The sequence below is a fragment of the Kitasatospora sp. NPDC058243 genome (genome assembly GCF_042882025.1).
Taxonomy (GTDB): Bacteria; Actinomycetota; Actinomycetes; order Streptomycetales; family Streptomycetaceae; genus Kitasatospora.
The window spans coordinates 24,933-50,849 of record NZ_JBHVWW010000032.1; the positions used below are offsets into that span (position 1 = coordinate 24,933).

Sequence of the window (25,917 nt, forward strand, 5' to 3'; positions counted from 1 at the left end):
CGGCCGGCGCCGGTGTCACGGCCCGTACCGCTCCTCCCGCCCTCACCGCTGGTCCCCCGCCCGCAGTTCGGTGGCGATCTGGCGCCGGCCGGAGACGGCCGTCTCCAGGACCACCCCGAGGCAGACCACCAGCGCCAGGCCCGCCGTGGGCAGCAGCACCGGCAGCAGGACGGGGGTCAACGCGTCGCCGACGTTGGCGCCGACCAGCGCCGACAGGTCGAAGGCCGACCCGAGCAGTCCGACCGCCGCCAGCGCGACCAGCCCGCCGCCGACGGCCGCCACCAGGGTCTGCGGCAGCGTCTCGGCGATGATCAGCGCCAGCCCCTGCCGGGGCCGCAGGCCCATGGTGCGCAGTCGGGCCAGCAGGGCCGTGCGCTCGGGGGCGGCCCGCACCAGGGTCAGCAGGACGGCGAGCAGGGCGAACCCGGCGCCGGCGGCGCCCGAGTACCAGAACAGGCGTTCCGCGGAGCGCTGCAGCGGGTCGGCGGCGAGCGTGGCGGCCACCTCGTGGCTGCTGCGGACCGTGTACCCGGGGGGCAGCCCGTAGCTGCCCTTGCCGGCGGCCACGGCCTCGTCCCGGATCAGCTTGGCGAGGCCCGTGGCGGTGGTCAGGCCCTGGTCCAGCAGCAGGTTCCTGACCTGGCCGGCGTCGACGTCGCCGACGGAGAGCCACTTGTTGGTCCGCTTGAGCTCCGGAAGGCGCTCGGAGGCGGGCCCGACGGGCACGACCATGAACGGCTTGCCCGGGTCGGGCAGGGCGGGGGTGCCGGTGACGATCCCGGCGACGGTGGCGCGCAGTTCGCCCCCGTTGGGGGTGCGCAGCCGGGCCGGGCCATCGGTCAGCTGCTTGGACAGACCGCTGCTGAACAGCGCCGGCACCGGGCTGTCCGGGCCGCCCGGGGTCCCGGCGAGCGCTGCCGGGTCGAACTCGCCCACCCCGAAGGTCCGGGCGATCTCGGCGTAGGCCTTCGGCTCGGCCACCACGAGGATGGCCGCGGTGCGGTCGCCGCCCGTGCCGATGAAGGAGGCCCCGGGCTCGACCCAGACCCCGGTCGCGGCCCGCACGCCGGGCAGTTCGGCGGCCGCCGTGGTGAACGCCTCCGGCAGGGTGGCGTAGACCGGGAGGGAGACGGAGGCGTCGCCGCCGGTGGTGATCCGGGCGGCGCGCAGCCGGACGCTGTCCACGGTGTCGAGCACGGTGGCGCCGAAGCCGGTCGTGGTGACGGCGATCACCAGGGCGAGCAGCGGCAGCGCGGAGGGCCGGCGGCGGCCCGAGCTGTCGCGGGCGGCACGGGCCAGGCCGAGGAAGCCGATCAGGCCGCGGCCGCGCCCGGCGAGGGCGGCCAGCCAGCCGACCACCAGCGGCTGGATCCGGGCCAGCAGCAGGCCGCCGGTGAGGGCGAGCATCAGCGGGGCGGCCACCAGCAACGGATCCAGGCTGTTGCCGGGGGCGACGCCGCGGCGGCGGACCTCGGCCACGGCCGCGGCGGTGACGGCCAGGACGGCGAGTTCGCCGACGAGTCGGCGCCAGCCGGCCACGGCCTTCGGCGGGGACAGCAGTACGGCGGCGCGCGCCGGGAAGGCCAGCACGGCGATCAGGGCGACGGCCAGGGCGGTGAGCAGGGCGTTGCCCCACCGGGGGGTGGGCAGCAGCACCAGGGCGAGGGCCGTTCCGAGCAGGGCGGAGGGCAGCACGGTCGCCGCGCCCTCGCCGAGCAGGCGCAGCAGGATGCCGCCGCGCGAGCCGCCGCGGGCCTGGAGCAGCCGGAGTTCGGCGGTGCGCCGGTCGGCGGTGAGGGCCGCGGCGAGGCACAGCACCACGACGGCCACCCCGGCCACTCCGGCCGGTCCGATCGCGGCCAGCGGGGCCGCGGCGTCGTAGCGGGCGGTGGCCCGGGTGAAGATGTCGGGCAGGAGCGAGGTGACGTGCAGGTCCGGGCGCTTGGTCACGTCGGCGAGGGTGGTGGCGCCGCGCCCGACCAGGAAGGAGCCGACGGTGGCGCGGGTCTCGGCCAGCTGGTCGGCGCGCAGGGCGGCGGAGTCGACGGGCAGCCGCCAGAAGTTCACGCCGCCGTTGCCCCAGAGGATCAGCTGGTGCAGGCCGCTGTCGGTGACGAAACCGGTGGTCGCCCAGTGGAGCTCCGCGCCCTGGCCCTCCAGGCAGGCGCGGGCGGGACAGCCCACGTCGTCCCAGGTCGGGTCGGTGGGGTTGTTGACGCGGTAGAAGCCGACCACGGTGGACCGGGTCCGGCCGGTCAGGTCGCTGCCGTTGTCGACGACGTCACCGAGCTTGACGCCGATGGTCTCGGCGGCCTTCTGGCTGATGATCATCGGCAGGGGTGCGCCCTCGGCCGCGGGGCCCGGCCAGACGCCGTCGGTGAGGGTCACGAGCTCCTTGAGCCCGTGCAGGTACAGCAGGCCGAGCACCGGCGGATGGTCGGAGACACGGGCGTAGCCCTCGTTGAACATCTTGCGCGGGGACTTGGCCCGGCTGCCGTAGAGCTGGCTGGTCTCGGTGAGCGGCAGGTTCCGGCCGATCTCCGCGGTCAGCTTCTGCTGCACGTCGTCGAGGGCCGAGGCCGGGTCGCTCAGGTTCGGCTCGGAGGTGGCCTGCAGGCTGGTCGCGTTGACGCCCTTCTGGTGCACGAAGTCCCGCAGGGCGCTGTCCGCGCCCCGGTCGACGACGCGGGGGAAGGCCGCCGCCATGAACACGGTGACGAAGGCGAGCGCCGCCATGAGCAGGGTGGCCAGCGGCGTCGCGCGCAGCCGGGTGCGGACCCAGGGCGCGGGGCCGTGGGCGGGCGCGGGCTCGGGCGACGGGGTGGGCACGGTGGTGCCGGCCTTGGTGGTCACATCTCCTCCACGTGGCGCAGCCGGGCGGCCACGTCTCGACGGCGGCGTCCGATCAGGAAGGCCGAGAGCAGGGGAACGACGGCGATCGCGGCCGTGAGCAGCAGGGCCTGGCCGAACGGCAGCTCGATCAGCGCCCCGGGCGTCGGGCGGCGGGCGGCCGGCGTCAGCACGACGAACGGCACGATCAGGTGGACGAGCAGCGTTCCGAGGCCCAGCCCGACGGCCCCGCCGAGGGCGACCAGGAGGGCCTGTTCGGCGGCCATGGTGCGGGTCACCTGCTTGCGGCGGGCGCCCAGGGCGAGCAGCAGGGCGGAGTCCCGGGAGCGTTCGCGGGCGGAGGCGGCCACGGCGGCGCCGAAGCCGATCGCGGCGAGCACCCCGGTGACGACCGCGATGACCATGAGCGCGCTCTGCGGGGCGGCGCCGACCGGGTCGCCGAGGAGGGCCTCGGCGGCCTCCTCGTAGAGCTGGACGTCCTGGGTGCCGGGGGCGGCGCGCAGGGCGGCGGCGGCCTCCGCGGGGGTCCGGTCGCCGGGGCCGGTGGCGGGCAGCCACCACTCGGCGCGGTTGGGCAGTTCGCCGCCCTGTGCGGCCAGCAGCCGGGCCGTGGTGGAGAGGTCGACCAGGAGCGCGTTGGGGCCGGCCGCCGGCAGGGCGTCGACCACGGCGGTGATCTTGACCGGCAGGACGATCCCGGAGAACGGCACCTTGATGGTGTCGCCGACGGAGCCGCCGACGACCTTCAGGTAGTCGCGGGTGGCGATGCCGGACACGGTGTCCGGCACGCTCGTCCCGGTCGGCTGGAGCACGGCGCGGACCATGTCGCCGAGGCCGTTGGCGAAGCGGTAGCGGATGGTGAACAGGCGGTCGGCGCCGGTCGGTTCGGATCCGAGGACGGCGGCCGGCCCGGGCACCACGTCGCCGACGGCCCGGACGGGGGGCGCCGTCGCCGTCCAGCCGAAGCCGGCCGGCACCTGGACGGCGGTCGCGGGGCCGTCGGCGCTGTCGGAGACGGACAGCCGGTGGACGGTCAGCTCGCCGTTGGACCGGTCGCCGAAGGCGACGATCACGCCGACCACGGTCAACGGCGCGGCGGCCGAGCCGAGCGGGGCGTCGACCAGCGTGGTCAGCGAGGCCGAGACCTTGGCGTCGCCGGTCAGCGGGAGCGTGCCCAGCGAGACCTTGTGGATCATGCCGAAGCGGTCGCGCAGCAGCAACCTGGCCTCCGGGTGAAGCGACGGACGGGTACTGCCGCCGGGCGTCCCGGCCTGCTGCTCCGGCTGCTGGACGGTGACCTCCGCGTCGATCCGCAGCGGGTGGCCGGGCAGTTCCAGGCCGGCCGGCGGCCCGGTGGGGGCGGGCTGGGCGAGCGACCCGAACAGGTCCTCGCGGGTGCGCCCGCCGAGCAGGTCGGCGCGGACCGGGACGCGCTCGGCGAAGGCGGAGGTGTCCACGGCGAGCAGTTGGCCCTTGTCGTTGGGCAGGGACTGGTCCTCGCGCACCACCGGGACGATCCGGTCACCGCCGGGCAGCGCGCCGTAGCGGCCGCCCTGGCCCATCAGGGCGTTGTGCGAGGCGGAGATCCGCAGGCCGCCGCCCGTGTTGAAGGCGGCCTGGTCACGCTGGGAGGCGGTCCAGGTGGCGTGCTGGCCGAGCGCCAGCACGCCGGTGGCCACGGCCATCACGAGCAGCAGCACGGGGCCGGTGGCGCGGGCGGGCCGACGGGCCAGCTGCCAGCCCACCAGGGCCGGGCCGAGGCCGCGGCCGCGGGCGGCCACCCGGGCGCCGAGCCGGGCGGCGAGCGGCAGCAGGCGCAGCACCACCAGGGTGCCGGCGCAGAGCGCCAGGGTCGGGGTGGCCACCAGCAGCAGGTCCACGCCGAGCCGGCCGGAGGAGTCGGTGGACAGCCCACCGCCGTACTGGCTGAGCTGCTGGTAGGCGAGCACGGCCAGGGCGAGCACGACGAGGTCGCCGCCGTTGCGCGCGACGCCGGAGACCAGGGCCTGACGGCGGCCGGAGCGACTGCGCAGGGCGGCTCCGGCGCCGCGCAGCAGGCTGGGCAGGCTGGCCAGCAGGACGCAGGCGAAGGCGCAGAGCACGGCGATCGGCCAGAGCGACCAGCTGATGCCGGTGTCCAGGGGCACCTGGTGGTCGCTCCCGAAGCCGGCCAGGGCGCGGACCAGGAACGGAGTCAGCAGGGGGGCCAGCAGCGCGGCGGGCAGGGCGAGCAGCAGCGACTCCGTCGCGGTGAAGAAGCCGAGCCGGGCGCCGGAGGCGCCGCGGGCGGCGAGCAGCTCGTTCTCGGCCGTCTGCCGGGTCGCGATCAGGTTGACGACCAGCAGCAGCGCTGCGACGGCGAGCACGGCCAGCTGGAGGGCGCCGATCAGCAGGGTGGTCCGGGCGACCATCATGCTGGAGGACAACTCGCGCAGGATGTCGGGCAGTTCGGTCCTTGAACCGATGCTGGCGCGGGACTGCAGGTCATCGGCGAGGCCCTGGGCGCGGTCGCCCATGGCCTCCGCCGAGGACTGGCCGATGCCCGTGAAGTCGGCGTCGAGCAGCCAGCTGCGGCTGCTCTGCACCAATCCGGCGGTGGTGAAGGCGCTCTGGTCGACCAGCATCGGGCCGTAGGTGGTGAAGCCGCTGACCTCCACCTCGTGACCGCGGACCGGGTCGATGCGCCAGTACGCGTCGGCCGGGTCGACGGCCCGGTAGACGCCGGTGACGCGGACGGTCAGCGGCTTGCCGTCGAGGCGGTCCGCCAGCTGCACATCCGCGGGCAGGGCCTGGTCGGTGAGGCCGAGCCGGGCCAGCATGGTCTGCGGGACGGCGACCTGCGGGGCGGCGGTCTGGACCGGGCCGGAGGCCGCGGCGGGCCACGCGCCGGCGAGCAGGTGGGTCCGGTCTCGGTCGAGGTCGGCGAGGACCGTCAGGTCGGGCTGGGCCCCGGCTCCGGGGACCGCGGACCCGGGGGCGCCGCTGGTCCCGGTAGTGCCGCTGGTGCCGGCAGTGCCGCCGGTCCTGGTAGTGCCGGTGGCGCCGGCGCCGTCCGGCAAGCCGTAGGAGCGGCTGCGCAGCAGGCTGTCGGTGCGCACGGACAGGTCTCCGAAGAGCCTGCCGCGGTAGGCGGCGAGCTCCGCCTCGTCCTTCGCACGCTGGTCGAGCCCGTGTTCGGCGGTCACCACGACCGTGGTCCGGGCGTGGCCTGTCCCCTGGAGCGCCTGCCGCAGACCGGCCTCGCCGACACTGCGGTTGAACGCCACCAGCGCGGTCAGCACGGCCGTGGTGATCAGCACTGCGAGCAGCACGGCGGCAGCCAGCGGCAGTCGCCCACGCAGTCGGCGCACGACGAAGCCGAGCATCAAGTTCCTCCCCGGTCTTTACGTCCCCAGGTTGCGTCCCAGCCCGGTCCATCGATCCGATTTGGTCACAACTCGGCTACGAATAGACACACTTAGGGCACATCGACGCAATGATCACCGGCATTTGATCACCGGATAGCGGACGACTCTGTCAGATTCGATCCAGGAACGGAAGGGACTTGCGCTAACAAGTAAGTAATGAGCAAATTCCTTGCATTGGCAGCTCCCCCACTTCGGGCGCCCGCCAGAATGCCATGAACATTTCATAACTAAGGCTCCACAGCACGCCTTTGGGAACGCCGACCCGCACCCCGGAAATCGCCGCCCGAAACCGTGAACCCGTGGCGCCGCCCGTCCGTAGACACTGGGTAGACACACACAGGGGGAAGCCTCAATGACGCAGCCTCAGGCCACCGCCACCACCAACACCCCGATGGTGGCCGTGACCGACCTCCGACGCAGCTTCGGCACCGGCGAGCGGACCGTGCACGCGCTGCGCGGCGTCTCCTTCACCGTCGGCCGCGGCGAACTCGCCGCGCTCAAGGGCCGGTCCGGCTCCGGCAAGACCACCCTGCTCAACCTCGTCGGCGGCCTGGACGCCCCGACCGCCGGCAGCATCGCCCTGGACGGCACCGACCTCGCCGCGCTGAACGAGGACGGCCGGCTCGCCCTGCGGCGGGAGCGGATCGGCTTCGTCTTCCAGTCCTTCGGGCTGATCCCGATGCTCACCGCCGCCGAGAACGTCGGCGTGCCGATGCGGCTGCGCAAGGTCTCGGCCGCCGAACGCGAGGAGCGCGCGCACACCCTGCTGGCCCTGGTCGGCCTCGCCGACCAGGCCAACCAGCGGCCCGGCGAGCTCTCCGGCGGCCAGCAGCAGCGCGTCGCCATCGCCCGCGCGCTGGCCAACGAGCCCGGCCTGATCATCGCCGACGAGCCGACCGGCCAGCTGGACTCGGAGACCGGCCGCTCGATCATGCAGCTGCTGCGCGCCGTCGTCCGCAGCGAGGGCGTCACCGTGGTGGTCGCCACCCACGACCCGACGCTGATGGAGCTCGCCGACCGGGTGATCGAGCTGCGTGACGGGCGGATCGTCGAAGAGGCGGCGAAGCCGGCCGCGTAAGGGTGGCCCGGGGTGGACCGGCCCGTCCGGCCCGTCCATCCGGGCGGGCCGTCCGGTCGGGCGCGGCCGGTGGTGAATCCGGACGCGCTCCGCGAGCCCGTTCAGGGCACCTTGAGCACCGCCTCGCAGGCTCGGCACCGCCGGGTGCGCTGGGACGGCGGGTACCAGGGCTCGCCGGGCCCGGCCGGGCGGTAGGGCTCCCGTTCGAGGTCCGCCGTGTCGAGGCCGCAGAAGGTCACCGGCCCCGGATCCTCCGGCACATCCGGATCCGGCGGCGCCGCGTGCACCCAGCGAATCCGCGCGCCCACGTCGACCTCGCCCGCGTCCAGCACCTCCGTGGACGACTCCAGCTCGACCAGCACGACCACTCCGCTCATACCTCGACCCTGCGCCCCTGCGGCGGCTCGCGCATCCGGTGGCGGGCCCCCTCCCGGTCAGGCCCCGGGGAGGGTGATCGACTGAGCGTGGTGGAACACCCCCGCGCCGTCCCAGTACGCCTTGGTGCGCTGCAACCGCGGGTAGTTCCCCTTGTAGTAGAGCCGTTGGTAGGCCGGGTCCGGCTGGTCGGCCGTGCCCAGGTCGACGTCCGGGTAGTTGACGTAGGCGCCGTCCGTCGCGGTGTCGATCTCCGGGACACCACCGGTCTCCCGGTAGACGTCCCGGTAGAGCCCGGCGAGGTACGCCAGGTGGTCGGCGTCCTGGGCCTCGTCGGTCCAGTACGTCTGGTACTGGAGCTTCATGATCGAGTCGCGCTGGGGGACGGCGGTCTCCCCGGGCCCGCGGGTGTTGATCCGGCAGCCGTAGGAGTCGATCTGCACCAGCGTCTTCGTGAGGTCCACGCCCTCGACGTCCCGGACCAGCCAGTCCCAGAAGGTGGCGATCTGCGCCCGACTGAACGGCTCGCGGTGGTAGGCCGACTTGTACTTGCCGCGCTGGTTGTCACCCGACGGGTTGAGCGTCATGGTGGCCTGGAACCAGGGCAGTTGGCGACGCTTCTCCGGGTAGGACAGGAACAGCCCGCCGGCGCTGTGGGTCTGGACCACCGAACGCGTCGCCATCCCGCGCTCGACGGCCGCCAGGAACGCGTCGAGCGGCGCCGGGTCGTCACCGTCCCACTGGCTCACCAGGACGACGTTCCCGTTGGAACGGTGGGTGAGCTTGAGGATCGCGAACAGGCCCTGGTAGGTCGGCTCCTGCGGGCCGCTGTGCTCGGCCATGAAGGCACCGAAGTTGCGCACCAGGGTCTCGAAGTCGCCGGGCCGCTTCACCAGTTCGCCCCAGGGCCAGGCGACGCTGCTGAGCCAGACCCGGGGCGGCGGCTTCGGCACGCCGACCGCGAAGTGGTAGCGCAGCACCACCCCGAAGTTCCCGCCGCCGCCTCCGGTGTGGGCCCAGAAGAGGTCCGCCTCCGGGGAGCCCTCGCCGTCGTCGCGGTGCGCCCTGGTCACCACGGCGGTACCGCCCCGCACGGTGACCACGTCGACCTGGACCAGGTGGTCCACGGTGAGCCCGTGCCGCCGCGAGAGCAGGCCGAACCCGCCGCCGCAGATGTGCCCGCCCGCGCCGACCGAGTAGCAGGATCCGGCCGGCAGCGTCACCGCGTACGCGCGGAAGAGCGTGGTGTAGACGTCCCAGTTGGTGGCCCCGCCCTCCACGCAGTACGTCGGGTGGCCGAACTTGTCCCTGGCGGCGGCGACACCCCGCATCATGCCGAGGTCGAGGATGACGCCCCCGTCGTTGTCGACGAAGCCCTCGTAGCAGTGCCCGCCGCCGCGGACGGTCGGCCGCAGCCCGTGGTCCAGCGCCCGGTTCAACTCGCCCACGGCGTCCGCCTCGTCGACCACCAGGCGGATGTAGGCGGGGCTGCTGCGCCAGCGCTGGTTGAAGCCCTGGCCGAGCGTCCGGTAGCGGGGATCGCCCGGCCGGACCGACCGCCCCTCCGGCGGCTCCCGGCGCGCACCGGCCGCGGCCGCCGTGCCCGTCGAGCCGGCGGACACCCCGGCCGCCGCCGCACCGGCGGTGCCCAGGAATCCCCGTCGGGAGAATGCGCCCTCCATGGCCCGACCTCACTTTCTCGGCGATGAGAGAAGCTGGCGGCGGCACGCTAACACAGGTATTCGAGGGTGGGAATCCTTTAACGAACTAGTGTGACAGTACGTCATTTTCGGCGAATCAGCGCAGGTCCCGGACCGGTGCGGGCCCGGCGGCCGATTGTCAGTGGTATCGGCTACGGTCCCCGACATCCGAGAAGAATCCGAGAAGAAATCGTTTCCGAGGAGGGCCGGATGGCGATCCACCGTCGCATTCACGCCGCATTTCCCGTTCACGCCGTCATCCGCGCTCACGCCGTCGTCCGCGTTCGCACGGCCATCCGTGTTCACGCCGTCCTCCGGGGGCTCGGCCGGAAAGCACGGATGTGGTGGCCGGCGCCGCCGACCACCACATCCGTTCACGTGTACCTCAGGCCCCCTGGGGCCGCCCGGCCAGTCCTGCCGGGCGGGCCCGGCGGGACGTGCAGGCCTTGCGGGCCGGCACCGGCCGGCTGCTCAGCCCTGTCAGGCCGCCGGGAAGATCGCCGCGTCCGGCTTCAGCAGTTGGCCCGGCTTCGGCGCGGTGCCGTCCACCAGGTAGCGGGTGACCAGCGCGTTCAGCGCCTGGCTGCGGCCGACGGCGCAGTGCTCGATCGAGTCCACGCTGACCAGCACGGCGTTGCCCAGCTGCTGCTGCATCCGCTGGGCGAACTTGTACTGGGTGGCCGGGTCGTAGAGGTTGCCGATCACCATGACGGTGTTCGAGGTCTTCTTGTTCCACGGGCCGCTGAAGCGCTCTGCGTCCCGGGCCGGGGCCGGCCAGCTCGCGCAGGCGGGCGCGTCGAAGGCCTGGTAGCGGCCGAAGGTCGGCGACTCCTTCTCCCAGGCCTTGGCGACGTTCGGGAAGACCCGGTCGTTCGACGGGTACGGCTTGTCCTGGCAGTTGACGCCCATGTAGGAGTCGTCGGCGGTGTACTCGGAGTCGACCGGGGCCTCGCGCAGCGCCCGCGGGGCGTTCACCGCGAGGATGTTGGCGTCGTCGTCCGAGACGGTCGCCTTCGGCGCCATCAGGGTGTTCGCGGCCGGCTTCTGGACCAGCTGGTACGTCGCCTGCAGCGACTTGGCCAGCGGCGCCAGCTTGGCCTGCGAGTACAGCGCGCTGGCCACCTCGCTGGTGAAGGTGCTCAGCGTCACCTGGGAGCCGTTCGGCAGGGTGACCGGGCTGGTCCGCAGGTGGTCGCGGAGCTGGTCGAACTTGGCCCGGGTGTCGCCCTCGCCGAAGGCGCAGCGCGGGGCGCCGGCGGCCTGGCAGCGCTTCAGGAACTCGTCCAGGGCCAGCTCGAAGCCGCCCGCCCGCTGACGGTCGTACTCCAGGCCGTCGTGCAGGCGCAGGTTCGGGTCGACGTTGCCGTCGACGATGATCGTGCGCACCTTGTTCGGGTACATCCCGGCATAGGTCGCGCCGATCAGGGTGCCGTAGGAGAACCCGGCGAAGTTGAGCTGGGAGTCGCCGACGGCGCGGCGCATCCGGTCGAGGTCACGGACCACGTTGATGGTCGACATGTGCTCGATCAGCGGGCCGGCGTTCTTGCTGCACGCGTCGGTGTAGTCCTGGTCCGCGTCCAGCGTCTCGTTGATCTCGGCCTTGGTGACCGGCACGCCGACCATGCGGCCGTTGACCGCGTCGGCGTCCTCCTGGGTCTTGAAGCACTTGAGCGGGTTGCTCCGGGCCACGCCGCGGGGGTCGAAGCCGACCAGGTCGAAGCGCGACTGCACCTCGGTACCGAATCGGGTGGTGGTCGCCCACAGGTAGCCGCTACCACCCGGGCCGCCCGGGTTGAGGAACAGCGAGCCGATCCGCTTGGACGGGTCGCTCGCCCGCCGGCGCATCATGGCGATGCCGATCTTCTCACCCGACGGGTTGTCATAGTCCAGCGGCACCGGGTACACGGCACAGTCGTAGATGCCTGGGTCCGGCTTGCTCGGGTCGGGGTTACACGGGGTCCAGTTGACAGCGGCGACCTTCGCCTCGGCCGCCGCACCCGGCGCCAGGTCTATCGGCGCCGCCGACGCCGCGACAGCACTACCGGTGACGAGGGCGAGGGTGCAGGTGACCGCTCCGGCCAGCGTGGATATACGGGACAAGGAACCTCCTCAGTACTGAAAGGGCGGCCCCAGCCTGTCAGTCTGAGATCTCCATGTGAAGACCTGGAAGCAGCGTAAATGTTTCGATGGCTTCCATTTTGCGACCGGATTATTCTGTGAATGAACCAACTTGACGGTTGATTGACCTGATGGTTCGTCACCATGGAACCCGGACCTCCGGACCTCCGGACCTCCGGACACCCGGCCCCCCGGACACCCGGAGCGCCGGACACCCGGAGCGCCGCTCGACAGCCGGCGGAGCACCCGCCCACACACCCGCCCGCCGCCGGCGCCCGGCCGCCCCGCGCAGCGCGGCCGCCACCGAACGCCGGACGGTCGACTTGACTGGGAAACTGATGAGGCGCCATATTACTTTCATGACGCAACGCCCCGACGCCGACAGCGGCGCCCCCACCCTCGACCAGGCACGCCGCCAGATCGCCCGCTACGGCCTCACGGCCGACCCGCAGGCGATCCTGGTCGCGGCCCGGCTGATGGCGGCGGGCGCCCGGATCGGCCAGGCCGGGGAGGTGCACTTCGCCCGGTTCGGGCTCTCCACCGGCCGCTACCGACTGCTGGCCGATCTGGAGGACCACGGCGGCGAGAAGTCGCCCTCCCAGCTCGCGGCCGGCCTCGGCGTCTCGCGGGCGACCGTGACCGGCCTGGTGGACGGCCTGGAGCGGGAGGGCCTCGTGGTCCGCCGCCCGTCCGTCGAGGACGGCCGCGCCAACGTGGTGGTCCTCACCGCACGCGGCGCGCAGCGGCTGCGCGATCTGGCGCCCGAGCACTTCGCCCGGATGCAGGCGCTGGTCGGCGGGCTCTCGGTCGAGGAGCGCGCCACCTTCCTCGACCTCCTGGCCAGGGTGGTCGAGGGCGCCGACGCACTGACCGCGGACTGACCCGGTCGAGAACGGCGGGCCGCGCAAGGCGGCCCGCCGACTTCACGACCCAATAGTTAGGCACCTAAGCACAAATAGTTAGCTACCTAATCACCTTCACCCCAGCACCTCCGCAGGAGAGGCCCATGAGCAAGAAAGCACCCGGCGCACCACCCCCCTTCACCCTGTGGCGGGAGGTCCTCGTCGCCTACGCGATGCCCGCCGTGATGGCCGGCATCGGCGGGGCCGTCACGCACCAGCCGCAGCTGATGATCGCCGCGGCCACCACGATCGGCGGCACCTCGGCCGTCGTCGCCACCCTGGTCGGCTCCGCCCTGCGACGCCGGTCCAACCGCTCCCCGGACGGCCGGGCACCGCGCGCACTGCTGGCCCCCGCACTCGGCCTGGCCGCCGCGGCCGTCGCACTCGCCGTCGGCCTCGCGGCCGCGCACTGGCTGCCGCAGATCCACGGGCTCGCCACCAGCCCCTGGCCCGGCCGCCTTCCGATCGACCTGCCGGTCTCGTCGGCGATCGCGGCCACCGTGATCACCTGGCGCTGGCGCGGCAGCCGCCGACCCCGATCCCCGCAGCACCGACTCTCCACCCGACCGGAAGGACAGACCTCATGATCGTCGTCATGGGCGCCGGAGGCGCCACCGGCGGTGCCACCCTGCGCAGCCTCGCCGCCCTCGGTGCACCGAGCCGCTCACTCAGCCGCGACCCCGCCCGCCTCGCGGCCGGACTCGACGACCGGACCCTCGCACTGACCGAGACGCTCCCGGCCGACGCCGCCGACCCGGACTCGCTGCGCGCTGCCTTCCGCGGCGCGCACCAGCTCTTCCTCACCATGGCCAACGGCCCGCACCAGGTCGAGCACGAGCTGGCCGCGATCGACGCGGCGGTCGAGAGCGGCGTGGAGCACATCGTCAAGATCTCCGCACCCGCAGCCGAACCGGACTCCCCCGTGGCCGTCTCGCGCGGCCACCACCTGATCGAGGAGCGCCTGCGCGCGTCCGGCGTCACCGCGACGGTGCTGCGGCCGTACGCATTCATGCAGAAGCTGTTGCTGCTGGCACCCGGCATCGCCGCCGCCGGGGTGGTGCACGGCGCCCTGGGCCAGGCCCGCTGCAACTACGTCGACGCCCGGGACATCGGCGACGCCGCGGCCGGGGTGCTCACCCGCCCGGAGCTCGCCGGCGGAACGTATCCGCTCACCGGCGGCCGGGCGCACAGCTACCCGGAGCTCACCGGGCTGCTCGGCGAGTTGCTCGGCCGCCCGGTCCGCTACCTCGACCTGCCCCCGGCCGGGCTGCACGCCCATCTGGTCGAGCGGGCCGGGATGCCGCCCTGGCTGGCCTCCCACGTGGTGGAGATCCAGCAGCTCGCGGTGGTCCGCCGGGAGGCGCCCGACGACACCCTCACCCACCTCACCGGGCACGCCCCGCGCACCCTGGAGGCGTTCCTCCAGGAGCACCTGCACTGCTTCCGCTGACCGGTCGGGCGCCCCCGGGCACCACCCGGGCGTCATTCGGGCGCCTCTCGGACACCGCTCCGACAGCGCTCCGACACCATGGCGGGCCCGGCGGCCGGGCCGGAACCGGGCCGGGAAGCCGGGCCCGCCACCCGAAGGGAGCAGCATTCCCTGTGGCGTGGATCACGATCGAGAATTCGTCCTGACGATCCGTCAATTCGACTGACATCCAGTCACATGACTTCCACGCCTATCCAGTTGTTGACTGACACAACGTCAGCTCAGGCCATTTCCGGCCTAGTTGGGCCAGGTGTCGGGCCGTACGGCGCCTCGCACCCGGGGCTACCATCAGTCGGGTTGTCCGCTCCGGCCCCGGAGTGGGGTCACCCCGTCAGGCGAGTGCTCCCACCGCCCCGAAGGGCCGGGCATCAGTCGGAACGGGGCGAGGACGAGGAGCGTACGGGCTGCCATGACAGCTGAACCGAGCACGGAGCAGTCCGCCACACCGCCCCACGCCACACCTCCCCGAGCCACGCCACCCCACGCTGCACCGCCGCAGGCCCCACCGCCGCAGGCCCTCTTCCCGGGCCGTCCGGCCGCCGCACCGCGCACCCTGGTCGACGTCCTGGACGCCACCGTCCGCGCCCATCCCGACGAACCGGCCCTGGACGACGGGCGCACCGTGCTCGGCTACCGCGCCCTGGCCTCCGAGGTCGAGCAGCTGCGCCGCCGGCTGGCCGCCGCCGGGATCGGCCCGGGCGACCGGGTGGGCGTGCGGGTGCCCTCGGGCACCAACGACCTGTACGTCTCGATCCTCGCCGTGCTCGCCGCCGGCGCCGCCTACGTGCCGGTCGACGCCGAGGACCCGGACGAGCGTGCCCAGCTGGTCTTCGGGGAGGCCGGCGTCGCCGCGGTGCTCGGCGCCGACCGCGCGCTGACCGTCCACCGCGAACGCCCGGCGCCCCACCCCGGCGAGGCGGCCGCGGACCCCCGCCCCACCCCGACCGACGACGCCTGGATCATCTTCACCTCCGGCTCCACCGGCCGCCCCAAGGGCGTGGCCGTCACCCACCGCAACGCCGCCGCCTTCGTCGACGCCGAGGCTGCGCTCTTCCTCCAGGACGAGCCGATCGGCCCCGGCGACCGGGTGATGGCCGGTCTGTCGGTGGCCTTCGACGCCTCCTGCGAGGAGATGTGGCTGGCCTGGCGCCACGGCGCCTGCCTGGTGCCCGTCCCCCGCTCCCAGGTGCGCAGCGGCGCCGACCTCGGCCCCTGGCTGGCGGAGCAGGAGATCACCGTGGTCTCCACCGTCCCGACGCTGGCCGCGCTCTGGCCGGCCGAGGCGCTCAACGAGGTGCGGCTGCTGATCTTCGGCGGCGAGGCCTGCCCGCCGGAGCTGGTGCAGCGGCTGGTCACCGAGGGCCGCGAGGTCTGGAACACCTACGGCCCCACCGAGGCCACCGTGGTCGCCTGCGCCGCGCTGCTGACCGGCGACGGCCCAGTCCGGATCGGCCTGCCGCTGGACGGCTGGGACCTCGCCGTGGTCGACGAGGCCGGCGAGCCGGTCGCGGCCGGCGGCACCGGCCAGCTGGTGATCGGCGGGGTCGGCCTGGCCCGCTACCTGGACCCGGAGAAGGACGCCGAGAAGTACGCGCCGCTGGCCTCGCTCGGCTGGGAGCGCGCGTACCGCAGCGGCGACCTGGTCCAGGCCGACCCGGCCGGCCTGCTGTTCCTCGGCCGCACCGACGAGCAGATCAAGCTCGGCGGCCGCCGGATCGAACTCGGCGAGGTCGACGCGGCGCTCCAGGCCCTGCCCGGCGTGGCGGGCGCGGCCGCCGCCGTCCGCACCGCGCGCGGCGGCAACCAGCTGCTGGTCGGCTACCTGGTCGTCCAGGACGGCTTCGACCGCGAGCAGTCCGTCGAGCGGCTGCGCGCCGAGTTGCCGGCCGCCCTGGTGCCGCTGCTCGCGCCGGTCGACACCCTGCCCACCCGCACCTCCGGCAAGGTCGACCGGGCCGCGCTGCCCTGGCCGCTGCCCGAGCTGGAGAACGCCGGGCCGAGCGAGCAGCTGTACGGCACCGAGGCCTGGCTGGCCGAGCAGTGGGCCGAGATCCTCGGTGTGGCGGTGAGCGGCCCGCGCGACGACTTCTTCGGCATCGGCGGCGGCAGCCTGGCCGCCGCCCGGCTCACCACGCTGCTGCGCACCCGCTACCCGAACGCCGCCGTGCTGGACGTCTACCAGCACCCGACGCTGCGCAAGCTCGCCCGGCACCTGGAGCGCACCGCCGCCCAGGGCGGCCAGGCCCGCACCGTCGCCCTGGTGCCGACCAGGGCCAAGCTGCTCCAACTGCTCCTGCTGATCCCGCTGTTCACCGTGGTCGGCCTGCGCTGGACGGTCGCCCTGCTGGCCGCCGGCAACCTGCTCTCCCACCTCGGCGACTACCCGTGGGCGCCCACCGCCTCGTGGTGGGCGGTCGGCGCGGGCGCCCTGGCGCTGTACACCCCGGCGGGCCGGCTGGCGATCGCGGCCGGCGGCGCCCGGCTGCTGCTGCGCGGCCTGCGCCCGGGCAGCCATCCGCGCGGCGGCGCCATCCACCTGCGGCTCTGGACCGCCGAGCGGCTCGCCGAGCTCAGCGGCGCCACCGCGCTGTCCGGTGCCTGGCTGGTCCGCTACGCGCGGGCGCTGGGTGCCAAGGTCGGGCCCGAGGTGGACCTGCACTCGCTGCCGCCGGTCACCGGGATGCTGAAGCTGGGCCGGGGCTGCGCCGTCGAGGCCGAGGTGGACCTGTGCGGCTACTGGCTGGACGGCGACCGGCTGGAGGTCGGCCAGGTCAAGGTCGGCTCCGGCGCCGTGGTCGGCACCCGCTCGACCCTGCTGCCCGGTGCCCGGGTCGGCAAGCGCGCTCAGGTGCTGCCCGGCTCCAGCGTCACCGGGCAGGTGCCGACCGGCCAGCGCTGGGGCGGTGCGCCCGCCGTCAAGCTGGGCCGCGTCGAGCGGGCGTGGCCCAAGGAGCGCCCGCCGCACCGGGCGTTCTGGGCCGCGCTCTACGGCGCCAGCGGCACGGCGCTCGGCCTGCTCCCGGTGGCGCCCGCGCTGGCCGCGCTCGCGGTCCTCGCCGGTTTCGTCCACCAGGGCGACGACCTCGGCGCGGCGTTCGGCGGCGCGCTGCTCGGCCTGCTGCCCGCCACCCTGGCGTACGGCGCGGTGTACGCGGCGCAGCTGGTGGCCGCCGTCCGGTTGCTGAGCCGCGGTCTGGTCCCCGGGGTGCACCCGCTGCACGGCCGGGTCGGCTGGCAGGCGTGGACCGTCACCCAGCTGATGGACCGGGCCCGGGAGGTGCTGTTCCCGCTGTACGCGGGGCTGGTCACGCCGCTGTGGCTGCGGGCGCTCGGGATGAGGGTCGGCCGGGGCGCGGAGGTGTCCACGGTGCTGGCGCTGCCCAGCCTGACCACCGTCGGCGACGGCGCGTTCCTGGCGGACGACACCCTGATCGCGCCGTACGAGCTGGGCGGCGGCTGGGTGCGGCTCGGCGAGGCGAAGGTCGGCGAGCGGGCGTTCCTCGGGAACTCGGGAATGACCGCACCGGGGCGGGCGGTGCCCAAACGGGGCCTGGTGGGCGTGCTGTCGGCGACGCCGGAGAAGGCCAAGAAGGGCGGCTCGTACCTGGGCATGCCGCCGATGCGGCTGCCGCGCGCGGCGGACGAGGCCGACCAGAGCCTGACCTACGAGCCGCCGGCCCGGCTGCTCTGGGCGCGCGGACTGGTCGAGCTGGCCCGGCTGCTGCCGGTGCTCGCCTCGGGGGCGCTCGGCATGCTGACCGTCGCGGTGCTGTCCCGGCTGTCCGTCTCCTGGCCGGCGGGCGTGGCCGCGCTGCTCTCGGGCCTGGTGCTGCTGGGCGCCGGCACGGTGGCCTGCCTGGTCGCGGTGGCGGCGAAGTGGCTGCTGGTCGGCCGGTTCCGGGCGGTGGAGCACCCGCTGTGGAGCAGCTTCGTGTGGCGCAACGAGCTCGCGGACACCTTCGTCGAGGTGCTGGCGGTGCCGTGGCTGGTCGGCGCGGTGCCGGGCACGCCGGTGCTGAACCTCTGGCTGCGGGCGCTCGGCGCGCGGGTCGGCCGCGGCGTCTGGTGCGAGAGCTACTGGCTGCCGGAGGCGGACCTGGTCACCCTCGGGGACGGCGTCACCGTCAACCGGGGCTGCGTGGTGCAGACGCACCTCTTCCACGACCGGATCATGCGGATGGATACTGTGGTCCTCCGCGAGGGCGCCACCCTGGGCCCGGGCGGCATCGTGCTGCCCGGCAGCACGGTGGGCGCGCGCAGCACGCTGGGCCCGGCCTCGCTGGTGATGCGCGCCGAGTCCGTCCCCGCCGACACGCGGTGGCTGGGCAACCCCATCGAGGCGTGGCAGCCCACGTCATGACCACCCGTCCCGGCCCGCAGGAAGTGCCCGCCCCCGTGAACCCCAAGCACGTCCCGGCGGCCGCCGGCGCCCCCGACCCGTACTTCCCGGCCAGCGGCGACCACCGCTACCGGGTCCACCGCTACGAGCTCGCGCTGGACTACCGGCCCGGGCCGAACCGGCTGGCGGCCTCGGCCCGGCTGAGCGCCGTGGCGGACGCGGCGCTGGCCGAGTTCGCGCTGGACCTGGCCGAGTTCCGGATCGGGCGGGTGCTGGTCGACGGCAAGGCCGCCCGCTACACCCACCGCGCCGGCAAGCTGCGGATCCGCCCGGCCAGGGCGCTGGCGGCGGGGGCGGCGTTCACCGTCGAGGTGCACTACACCGGCAACCCCCGCCCGGTGCGCAGCCCGTGGGGCGGCCTGGGCTGGGAGGAGCTGACCGACGGCTCGCTGGTCGCCAGCCAGCCGATCGGCGCGCCGTCCTGGTTCCCGTGCAACGACCGGCCCGCCGACAAGGCGACCTACCAGATCGCGATCACCACGCCGTCCCCGTTCACCGTGCTGGCGAGCGGCCGGCTGCTGACCCGCACCACCCGGGCGTCCAGCACCACCTGGGTGTACGAGCAGAGCGCGCCGACCTCGCCGTACCTGGTGACGGTGTCGATCGGCCACTACCGGCCGGTGCCGCTGGCGGCCCGCCCGGCCGTGCCGCAGACCGGCTACGTGCCGGAGCGGCTGGTCCCCGCGTTCACCCGGGACTTCGGCCGGCAGCCGGAGATGATGGCGTACTTCGGCGAGGTGTTCGGGCCGTACCCGTTCGGCGAATACGCGGTGGTCGTCGCGGACGAGGAACTGGACGTCCCGGTGGAGGCGCAGGGCGTCGCCACCTTCGGGACGAACCACCTCGGCGGCGGCTGGCAGCGCGAGCGGCTGATCGCCCACGAGCTGGCGCACCAGTGGTTCGGCAACAGCGTGACGATCGCCGACTGGCGGCACATCTGGCTCAACGAGGGCTTCGCCAAGTACGCCGAGTGGTTGTGGTCCGAGCACGCCGGCGGCCCGGCCGCGGCCACCCACGCCGCCGCCGCGCACGGCCTGCTGGCCGGGCTCCCGCAGGACCTCAGGCTCGCCGACCCGGGCCGCAGGCTGATGTTCGACGACCGGCTGTACCAGCGCGGCGGCCTGGCCGTGCACGCGCTGCGGCGGGCGCTGGGCGAGGACGCCTTCTTCGCGATGCTGCGGGACTGGACGAGCGTCCACCGGCACGGCGTCGTCGGCACCGCCGACCTGCTCGCGCACGCCTCCCGGTACACGACCGCCCCGCTGGCCCCGGTCTTCGAGGACTGGCTGCAGCGGCCCGAACTCCCGCCGCTGCCGGGCTGACCGGACCGGCGGCGACATCGCGGGGCGTTCACGGGGCATTCGCGGCGCGATCGCGGGGCGTTTGCGGAGATAACGGGTGGATCCTTCGGAGCGGCCTGGCTAGGTTGGGTTCGTCTGTCGCCCGTCCGTGTCGACCGGCGGCCCCCGCCTGCGGACCTCGCCGACGGTCTCGCCGGCGGACCTCGTGGCAGACCACGCCGACGGGCCTCCCCCGCCGGACCGCGCCGAAGGATTCAGAGGATCAGATGACCGATCAGTCCGACGAACTGCTGCCGACCACCCGCCGCGCCCTACTGCACCGGATCGCCGTCGCCCAGGCCGAAGGGCGCACGCCCTCCCTGGCCGCCGGAGTGGTCCGGGACGGCCGGCTGGTCTGGAGCGGCGCCCGCAGCATGATCGACGGACACGCGCCGACCCCCGACGTCCAGTACCGGATCGGCTCGCTCACCAAGACCTTCGTCGCCGTGCTGGTGCTGCGGCTGCGCGACGAGGGCCTGCTCGACCTCGCCGACCCACTCGCCCGCCACCTGCCCGGCACCCCGGCCGACGGCGCGACCATCGCGCAACTGCTCGCCCACACCGCCGGACTCGCCGCCGAGACGCCCGGGCCCTGGTGGGAGCGGACCGACGGCGCCCTGCGGCCCGGACTGGACGACCTGCTGGAGCCCGGCGCCGCGATCAAGCACCCGGCCGGGCGCCTCCACCACTACTCCAACCCCGGCTACGCGCTGCTCGGCGCGCTGGTCGAGCAGCTGCGCGGCGAGCCCTGGGGCGAGGTGCTGCGGCGCGAGGTGCTGGCCCCGCTCGGCATGGACCGCACCACCCTGCTGCCCGAGCACCCGCACGCCGGAGGCTTCGCCGTCCACCCGTGGGCCGACGTCATGCTGCCGGAACCGCTCACCGACACCGGCCTGATGGGCCCGGCCGGCCAGCTCTGGTCCACCGTCGCCGACCTGGCCCGCTGGGCGGCCTTCCTCGCCGCCGGGGACGACAAGGTGCTCGCCGCCGACTCGCTCGCCGAGATGCGCCGGCCCGCCACCGGCCCCGACAACACGACCTGGACCACCGGATACGGCCTCGGCCTGCAACTGCGCCGCCACGAAGGCCGGGTGCTGTACGGCCACACCGGCTCGATGCCCGGCTTCACCGCCGCACTGTGGGTCAGCGACGAGGACGGCCTGGCCGCGATCGCCCTGTCCAACGCCACCACCGGCGCCGGCACCACCCTGGTGGCCACCCAGTTGATCACGCTGACCGCCGAACACGAGCCCCGGCTGCCCGAGCCCTGGCGCCCGCTGCCCGAGGTCGACGAAGAGCTGCTGGCCCTCACCGGCCCCTGGTACTGGGGCACTTCGGCGCAGGCCCTGCGGCTGCGGGCCGACCGCGGCCTCGAACTGACCTCGCTCACCGGCGGAGCCCGCAGCTCCCGCTTCCGCGCCGAGCCGGACGGCACCTGGACGGGACTGGACGACTACTACACGGGCGAGACCCTGCGGGTGGTCCGGGCGGCCGACGGCACGGTCAGCCACCTGGACCTCGGCTCCTTCATCCTCACCCGCGAACCCTACGGCCCCGCACCCGTCATCCCGGGCGACGTCGACCCGAAGGGCTGGCAGGCCTTCTAGGGCGTGTCGGGGCGCGCGCTTCTCGGAGCACGCCGGCCGCGCGCAACATCACACCCGTCCGCGGGAGTTCCAGGGGAATCCCCGGAGAGAGTGGCCGGCCCGGGCGCACAGGCGCCCGGGCTGTCCACCCCCGGCGGGCGAGCGCCCGGTGCCCGGCAGATGACCGGGAGGCGACGGGTGGTCCCATTCAGCAGTTGCACATCTGCGCTCCGCCGCGCCGCAACATGGATGCCAACCGGCTCGGAGAGATATACGGGGACCGGTTCGCGTGCAGGCCCAACGCCTGCGGGCCGGGCCGGTGCCCTGGCGATCCAGGGCGCCGCCGATCGTGCTGCCCTGGAGGGTCCGCCATGACCACCGTCCCCACGTACACTCCGACCGCAGTAGCCCCCACCCAGGACGCCCCCGCCGTCCCCGCCCCCCGCCGGCCGCAGGCCCCGGCCGCCTACACCGTCTCCCTCGCCCGCGACGCCGACGACGTGCGCGCCGCCCAGCGGCTGCGCCACCAGGTGTTCGCCGCCGAGCTCGGCGCCGTCCTGCACAGCCCGGTCGCCGGCCTGGACGTCGACCCCTTCGACGAGTACTGCGACCACCTCCTGGTCCGCGAGGGCGAGCACGGCGCCGTCGTCGGCACCTACCGGCTGCTGCGCCCCGAGGCCGCCCGGCGGGCCGGACGGCTCTACTCCGACGGCGAGTTCGAGCTCTCCGCCCTGGCGCCGGTCCGCCCGGGCCTGGTGGAACTCGGCCGCTCCTGCATCCACCCCGACCACCGGGGCAACGGCGCCGTCATCAACCTGATGTGGGGCGGCATCGCCCGGTACCTCTCCGACACCGGCAACACCTGGGTCGGCGGCTGCTGCTCGATCCCCCTGGACGACGGCGGCGCCACCGCGGCCCGGGTCTGGGACACCGTCAGCGCCAAGTACCTGGCCCCCGAGCAGTACCGGGTCACCCCGCGCCGCCGCTGGGACGCCACCGGCGTGCCGCGCGCCGAGCGCGGCGCACTGCCCGCCCTGCTCCGCGGCTACCTGCGGCTCGGCGCCTGGGTCTGCGGCGAGCCCGCGTACGACCCGGACTTCGACTGCGTCGACCTGTACGTGCTGCTGTCCCTGGAGCGCACCGACCCGCGCTACCTGCGGCACTTCCTGTCCGGACTGCCCGCCCGGCCCCTCGGCGCCTCATCATGAGCGTCTGGCTGCCGACGGCCCCCTGCCGGCCCGAGACCTGCCTGGCCGACCCGGCGCCCGCCGTCTCGCACCCCCGGCGGGCGCTGCGGCTGGCGGCCTGCCTGGCGGCGGTGCTGGCGGGCGTGCTGCTCAGCCTGCCCCTGCGCCTCCTCCCGTACGGGACCCGGGAGCGGCTGATCCGGCTCTGGGCGCGCGTCCTGTTGCACACCCTCGGGGTCACCGTCCACCTCGGGACGCCGGGCGGCACGCTCGGCGGCGGGACGCTCGTGGTGGCCAACCACGTGTCCTGGCTGGACATCCCGCTGATCGCGGCGGGCCGCCCGGGCCGCTCACTGGCCAAGACCGAGGTCCGCCGGTGGCCGGTGCTCGGGCCGCTGATCGCCTGGGGCGGCACGGTGTTCCTGGACCGCGACCGGCTGCGCGCGCTGCCCGACACCGTGGCGGCGGTGGCCGAGGTGCTGCGCGCCGGCCAGCCGGTGATCGTCTTCCCGGAGGGGTCCACCTGGTGCGGGCGGGAGAGCGGCCGCTTCCGGCCCGCACTGTTCCAGGCGGCGGTGGAGGCGGGCGCCTTCGTCCAGCCGGTGACGATCCGCTACCGGCTGGCGGACGGACGGCCGACCAGCGTGCCCGCCTTCATCGGCGACGACGGACTGCTCACCTCGCTCGCCCGGGTGGTCGCGGTGCGCGGGCTGGTCGCCGACGTGACGTTCCTGCCGCCGATTCCGCCGCCCGCGCCGCAGGCCACCCGGGCGGGGGCGCGCCGGGAGCTGGCCCGCACGGCGCAGGCGGCGGTCGAGGGCATCCGCTGACGTGGCGTCGGCACGCGGACCGGTCAGGTCGGTCAGGTCGGTCAGGTCGGTCTGACCGGTCAGACCGGTCAGACCGGCCGGGCCTCGGCCAGCGGCTCCGGACCGGGGCTCGGGTCGAGGTCGGGGTCGGGGCCGGGGCTCGGGCCGGGGTCGGAGCCCGGGTCCGACGCGGAGTCGGGGGCCGATTCCGGGAGGCCGGTGCCGCCCGGGGCGAGCGGGCGGGCCCGGCCCAGCAGGACGGCGACCAGGACGGCGGTGACGGCGAGCGCGGCCGCACCGCAGCGCGCCGCGAGGTGGAGGCCCTCGATGAAGGCGCCGTCCACCGCGTCCTGGACCGGGCCGGGCAGCACGGCGGCCGCGCCGCCACCGCCGCGCCCCGCCCCGGCGGGCGCGTCCGCGATCGGGCCGACGGCGTCCGGCGGCACGCCGAGCCGGTGCAGGGCGGCGGTCAGGCTGCCGGTCATCCGGTTGGTCAGCACGGCGCCGAGCACCGCGATCCCGAGGACGCCGCCCAGCTCGCGCAGGGTGTTGATGCTCGCCGAGGCCATCCCGGTCTGCGCCGGGGCGACCCGTTGGAGCACCGCGATCGACACCGGGGTGAAGGTCATCCCCATCCCGAGGCCCATCGCGAACAGGGTCCACAGGTACTCGACGTAGTGGGCGTGCTCGCCGTAGAGGGACAGCCCGCCGAGGCCCGCCGCGCACAGCGCGAGACCGAGCACCAGCGGCAGTCGGGGCCCGTACCGCGAGGTCAGCCCGCCGGAGAGGGGGGCTGCGACGACGATCATCGCGGTCATCGGCAGCCCGGCGTAGCCGGCGTCGGACGGGGACCAGCCGAGCGGGCCCTGCATCAGCAGCGGCAGGAAGAAGAGCGCGCCGAAGATCCCGAAGCTGACCATGAAGCCGCTGAGCAGCGCACCGCCGAGGGCGCCGTCGCGGAACAGCCGCAGCTCCAGCATCGGTTCGGCGAGCCGCAGTTCGAGCACCAGGAAGGCGGCCAGCAGCACGAGCGCCGCGGCTCCGCAGAGGAGCACCCGGGTGTCCGTCCAGCCGCGGGTCGGCCCCTCGATCAGCGCGTAGACCAGCAGGCCGAGGCCCGCGGCGGAGAGGACGAGGCCGCCGAGGTCGATCCGCCGGGCACGCGGGGGGATGTCCGGGAGCACGCGGGCGGCGAGCACCAGTGCGGCCACGCCGATCGGCACGTTGATCCAGAACACGCTGGCCCACCCGAGGTGCTCGACCATCGGCCCGCCGACCACAGGGCCGATCGACAGGCCCAGCGCGGAGACCCCGGACCAGAGGCCGATGGCCTTGGCGCGCTCGCGCTCGTCGGTGAAGACGTGGCGCAGCAGGGCGAGGCTGCCCGGGGTGAGCAGCGCGGCCCCGACGCCTTGCAGCATCCGGGCGCCGACCAGCAGGCCGATCGTTCCGGCGAGCGCGGCGAGCGCGGAGCCGACCGTGAACAGCGCGAGGCCGAGCCGGAACATCCGGGTGCGGCCGTACCGGTCGCCGAGCGCGCCGCCGGTCAGCACGAACCCGGCGTAGACGAGGCTGTATCCCTCGACGACCCATTGCAGGCCGCTGATCCCGGCATCCAGGTCCTGGCCGATGCGGGGCAGGGCGTTGTTGACGATGACGTTGTCCAGCATCGACATGAACATGGTGACGCAGAGCGTCAGTAGCGCGAGCCGTTTGCGCCGGGCGCTCGACTCCTGCATGGGAACCCTCCCGATTCCTAGTCCCTAACATCGTTAGGGAGTGGTGCGGCACGCACAGAGTGCCCCTAACGGTGTTAGATTGCAAGCGGGATCTCGCGCACGGGCGCTCGCCACGGACAGTCGCCGCGAGACTCGCGACCGGAGAAGACCGGATGAGACCGCTGGAGGCGTCCGCACAGCCATGCCGGAGAACGACGACACGACACCGCCGCTGACCAGGGACGCGCTGACCCAGGCCGCGCTGCGGGTACTGGAACGGGACGGCCTCGACGGGCTGTCGATGCGCAAGGTCGCCGCCGAGGTCGGCGTCAAGGCGGCCTCGCTGTACTGGCACGTCCGCAACAAGCAGGAACTGCTCGACCTGCTCACCGACGCGGTGATGGCCTCGGCCGAACCCCCGCCGCGCGAGGGCGGGTGGCGCGAGCAGTTCCACGCCTACTGCTGGCGCTACCGCCGGCTGCTGCTCGACAAGCGCGACGCCGCCAAGGTCGTCTCGGGCCGCCTCTCCCCCGGGCCCCACCTGCTCGGCCTGATGGAGGACCAGCTCGACCGGCTCCGCGCGGCCGGCTTCTCCGACGCCGACGCCGCCATGGCCACCTACCTGCTGGGCGCCTTCGTCCAGGGGTTCGTCCTCCAGGAACAGTCCCCGATCTCGGCCGCCGAAGTCCTCGGCACCAGCCGCCGGGACATCGCCGACGCCGCCGGCGACCGCTTCCGCGCCCTGCCCGCCGACACCTTCCCCAACCTCGTCGCCCTGGCCGACGACCTCACCGAACCCGACATGGACACCCGCTTCGAGTTCTGCGTGCAACGCGTCCTCGACGGGCTCGCGACCCTGCTGCCCGCCGAACAGCGCTGACCCCACCACGGCGGGGCCCGGCCGGCCGGGCCCCGCCCCGGGCCCGACCAAAATCCGCGGCCCGGCCTGCGGGCTCCCG

The 25,917-nt window shown here is 74.3% G+C and carries 16 protein-coding genes; 10 read left to right on the forward strand and 6 right to left on the reverse strand.

Annotated features, from left to right (window positions below; genetic code table 11):
- Nucleotides 1–42 precede the first annotated feature (42 nt).
- Both ACFVX9_RS21515 and ACFVX9_RS21520 read right to left on the reverse strand, forming a co-directional pair.
- Nucleotides 43–2,853 (reverse strand): hypothetical protein, encoded by a 2,811-nt coding sequence (locus tag ACFVX9_RS21515; protein ID WP_387983030.1) that lies wholly within the window; start codon nucleotides 2,851–2,853, stop codon nucleotides 43–45.
- A complete protein-coding gene (locus ACFVX9_RS21520; protein ID WP_387983032.1) occupies nucleotides 2,850–6,215 on the reverse strand; it encodes an FtsX-like permease family protein in 3,366 nt (1,121 codons plus the stop codon). Before ACFVX9_RS21520 ends, ACFVX9_RS21515 begins: the two co-directional genes overlap by 4 nt.
- 394 nt (nucleotides 6,216–6,609) lie before the next feature.
- Here ACFVX9_RS21520 and ACFVX9_RS21525 point away from each other — a divergent pair, with 394 nt between their 5' ends.
- The gene (locus tag ACFVX9_RS21525) at nucleotides 6,610–7,335 is read left to right on the forward strand and encodes an ABC transporter ATP-binding protein (RefSeq protein ID WP_363373087.1); all 726 of its coding nucleotides are present in this window, start codon (nucleotides 6,610–6,612) and stop codon (nucleotides 7,333–7,335) included.
- Nucleotides 7,336–7,436: 101 nt separating this feature from the next.
- Here ACFVX9_RS21525 and ACFVX9_RS21530 read toward each other — a convergent pair whose 3' ends face one another.
- The 3 genes from ACFVX9_RS21530 to ACFVX9_RS21540 all read right to left on the reverse strand — a co-directional run bounded on the left by ACFVX9_RS21530 (nucleotide 7,437) and on the right by ACFVX9_RS21540 (nucleotide 11,510).
- On the reverse strand, nucleotides 7,437–7,712 hold the full coding sequence (locus ACFVX9_RS21530) for a hypothetical protein (RefSeq protein ID WP_380483823.1): 276 nt from the start codon (nucleotides 7,710–7,712) through the stop codon (nucleotides 7,437–7,439).
- Between the two features lie 57 nt (nucleotides 7,713–7,769).
- On the reverse strand, nucleotides 7,770–9,392 hold the full coding sequence (locus tag ACFVX9_RS21535; protein ID WP_079135336.1) for an FAD-binding protein: 1,623 nt from the start codon (nucleotides 9,390–9,392) through the stop codon (nucleotides 7,770–7,772).
- Nucleotides 9,393–9,890: 498 nt separating this feature from the next.
- The gene (locus ACFVX9_RS21540; RefSeq protein ID WP_387983034.1) at nucleotides 9,891–11,510 is read right to left on the reverse strand and encodes an alpha/beta hydrolase; all 1,620 of its coding nucleotides are present in this window, start codon (nucleotides 11,508–11,510) and stop codon (nucleotides 9,891–9,893) included.
- A gap of 377 nt (nucleotides 11,511–11,887) precedes the next feature.
- On the opposite strand from ACFVX9_RS21540, the gene ACFVX9_RS21545 reads away from it, so the two are divergent.
- The 8 genes from ACFVX9_RS21545 (at nucleotide 11,888) to ACFVX9_RS21580 (ending at nucleotide 23,261) form a co-directional block, all read left to right on the forward strand.
- Complete coding sequence (locus ACFVX9_RS21545) at nucleotides 11,888–12,409, forward strand: MarR family winged helix-turn-helix transcriptional regulator (RefSeq protein ID WP_380371075.1); 522 nt, start codon at nucleotides 11,888–11,890, stop codon at nucleotides 12,407–12,409.
- Nucleotides 12,410–12,534: 125 nt separating this feature from the next.
- Complete coding sequence (locus ACFVX9_RS21550) at nucleotides 12,535–13,017, forward strand: hypothetical protein (RefSeq protein WP_363373078.1); 483 nt, start codon at nucleotides 12,535–12,537, stop codon at nucleotides 13,015–13,017.
- Nucleotides 13,014–13,880: an NmrA family NAD(P)-binding protein gene (locus ACFVX9_RS21555; RefSeq protein WP_387983036.1), complete on the forward strand. Its 867-nt coding sequence runs from the start codon at nucleotides 13,014–13,016 to the stop codon at nucleotides 13,878–13,880. Before ACFVX9_RS21550 ends, ACFVX9_RS21555 begins: the two co-directional genes overlap by 4 nt.
- A 448-nt stretch (nucleotides 13,881–14,328) precedes the next feature.
- The gene (locus ACFVX9_RS21560) at nucleotides 14,329–18,279 is read left to right on the forward strand and encodes a Pls/PosA family non-ribosomal peptide synthetase (RefSeq protein ID WP_387983038.1); all 3,951 of its coding nucleotides are present in this window, start codon (nucleotides 14,329–14,331) and stop codon (nucleotides 18,277–18,279) included.
- Nucleotides 18,276–19,640 (forward strand): M1 family metallopeptidase, encoded by a 1,365-nt coding sequence (locus ACFVX9_RS21565; protein WP_380371087.1) that lies wholly within the window; start codon nucleotides 18,276–18,278, stop codon nucleotides 19,638–19,640. Before ACFVX9_RS21560 ends, ACFVX9_RS21565 begins: the two co-directional genes overlap by 4 nt.
- A gap of 245 nt (nucleotides 19,641–19,885) precedes the next feature.
- Nucleotides 19,886–21,265: a serine hydrolase domain-containing protein gene (locus ACFVX9_RS21570; RefSeq protein ID WP_380487450.1), complete on the forward strand. Its 1,380-nt coding sequence runs from the start codon at nucleotides 19,886–19,888 to the stop codon at nucleotides 21,263–21,265.
- Between the two features lie 350 nt (nucleotides 21,266–21,615).
- Nucleotides 21,616–22,452 (forward strand): GNAT family N-acetyltransferase, encoded by an 837-nt coding sequence (locus ACFVX9_RS21575; RefSeq protein WP_380371091.1) that lies wholly within the window; start codon nucleotides 21,616–21,618, stop codon nucleotides 22,450–22,452.
- Nucleotides 22,449–23,261, forward strand: a complete 813-nt coding sequence (locus tag ACFVX9_RS21580) for a 1-acyl-sn-glycerol-3-phosphate acyltransferase (protein WP_063346036.1) — start codon at nucleotides 22,449–22,451, stop codon at nucleotides 23,259–23,261. Before ACFVX9_RS21575 ends, ACFVX9_RS21580 begins: the two co-directional genes overlap by 4 nt.
- 68 nt (nucleotides 23,262–23,329) lie before the next feature.
- On the opposite strand, the gene ACFVX9_RS21585 is transcribed toward ACFVX9_RS21580, so the two are convergent.
- Nucleotides 23,330–24,979 carry an MFS transporter gene (locus ACFVX9_RS21585; RefSeq protein WP_380371094.1) on the reverse strand — a complete coding sequence of 550 codons (1,650 nt, stop codon included), beginning with the start codon at nucleotides 24,977–24,979 and terminating at the stop codon, nucleotides 23,330–23,332.
- 181 nt (nucleotides 24,980–25,160) lie between these two features.
- Between ACFVX9_RS21585 and ACFVX9_RS21590 the strand changes: the two genes are divergently transcribed.
- Complete coding sequence (locus ACFVX9_RS21590) at nucleotides 25,161–25,838, forward strand: TetR/AcrR family transcriptional regulator C-terminal domain-containing protein (RefSeq protein WP_063346037.1); 678 nt, start codon at nucleotides 25,161–25,163, stop codon at nucleotides 25,836–25,838.
- Nucleotides 25,839–25,917: the final 79 nt, after the last annotated feature.

Excerpts from the sequence above, each read along its gene's own strand:
- ACFVX9_RS21585 (WP_380371094.1), bottom strand. The coding sequence starts at position 24,979 with ATGCAGGAGTCGAGCGCCCGGCGCAAACGGCTCGCGCTACTGACGCTC.
- ACFVX9_RS21550 (WP_363373078.1), top strand. The coding sequence starts at position 12,535 with ATGAGCAAGAAAGCACCCGGCGCACCACCCCCCTTCACCCTGTGGCGG.
- ACFVX9_RS21570 (WP_380487450.1), top strand. The coding sequence starts at position 19,886 with ATGACCGATCAGTCCGACGAACTGCTGCCGACCACCCGCCGCGCCCTA.
- ACFVX9_RS21525 (WP_363373087.1), top strand. The coding sequence starts at position 6,610 with ATGACGCAGCCTCAGGCCACCGCCACCACCAACACCCCGATGGTGGCC.
- ACFVX9_RS21520 (WP_387983032.1), bottom strand. The coding sequence starts at position 6,215 with ATGCTCGGCTTCGTCGTGCGCCGACTGCGTGGGCGACTGCCGCTGGCT.
- ACFVX9_RS21560 (WP_387983038.1), top strand. The coding sequence starts at position 14,329 with ATGACAGCTGAACCGAGCACGGAGCAGTCCGCCACACCGCCCCACGCC.
- ACFVX9_RS21555 (WP_387983036.1), top strand. The coding sequence starts at position 13,014 with ATGATCGTCGTCATGGGCGCCGGAGGCGCCACCGGCGGTGCCACCCTG.
- ACFVX9_RS21580 (WP_063346036.1), top strand. The coding sequence starts at position 22,449 with ATGAGCGTCTGGCTGCCGACGGCCCCCTGCCGGCCCGAGACCTGCCTG.
- ACFVX9_RS21590 (WP_063346037.1), top strand. The coding sequence starts at position 25,161 with ATGCCGGAGAACGACGACACGACACCGCCGCTGACCAGGGACGCGCTG.
- ACFVX9_RS21575 (WP_380371091.1), top strand. The coding sequence starts at position 21,616 with ATGACCACCGTCCCCACGTACACTCCGACCGCAGTAGCCCCCACCCAG.
- ACFVX9_RS21530 (WP_380483823.1), bottom strand. The coding sequence starts at position 7,712 with ATGAGCGGAGTGGTCGTGCTGGTCGAGCTGGAGTCGTCCACGGAGGTG.
- ACFVX9_RS21535 (WP_079135336.1), bottom strand. The coding sequence starts at position 9,392 with ATGGAGGGCGCATTCTCCCGACGGGGATTCCTGGGCACCGCCGGTGCG.
- ACFVX9_RS21545 (WP_380371075.1), top strand. The coding sequence starts at position 11,888 with ATGACGCAACGCCCCGACGCCGACAGCGGCGCCCCCACCCTCGACCAG.
- ACFVX9_RS21565 (WP_380371087.1), top strand. The coding sequence starts at position 18,276 with ATGACCACCCGTCCCGGCCCGCAGGAAGTGCCCGCCCCCGTGAACCCC.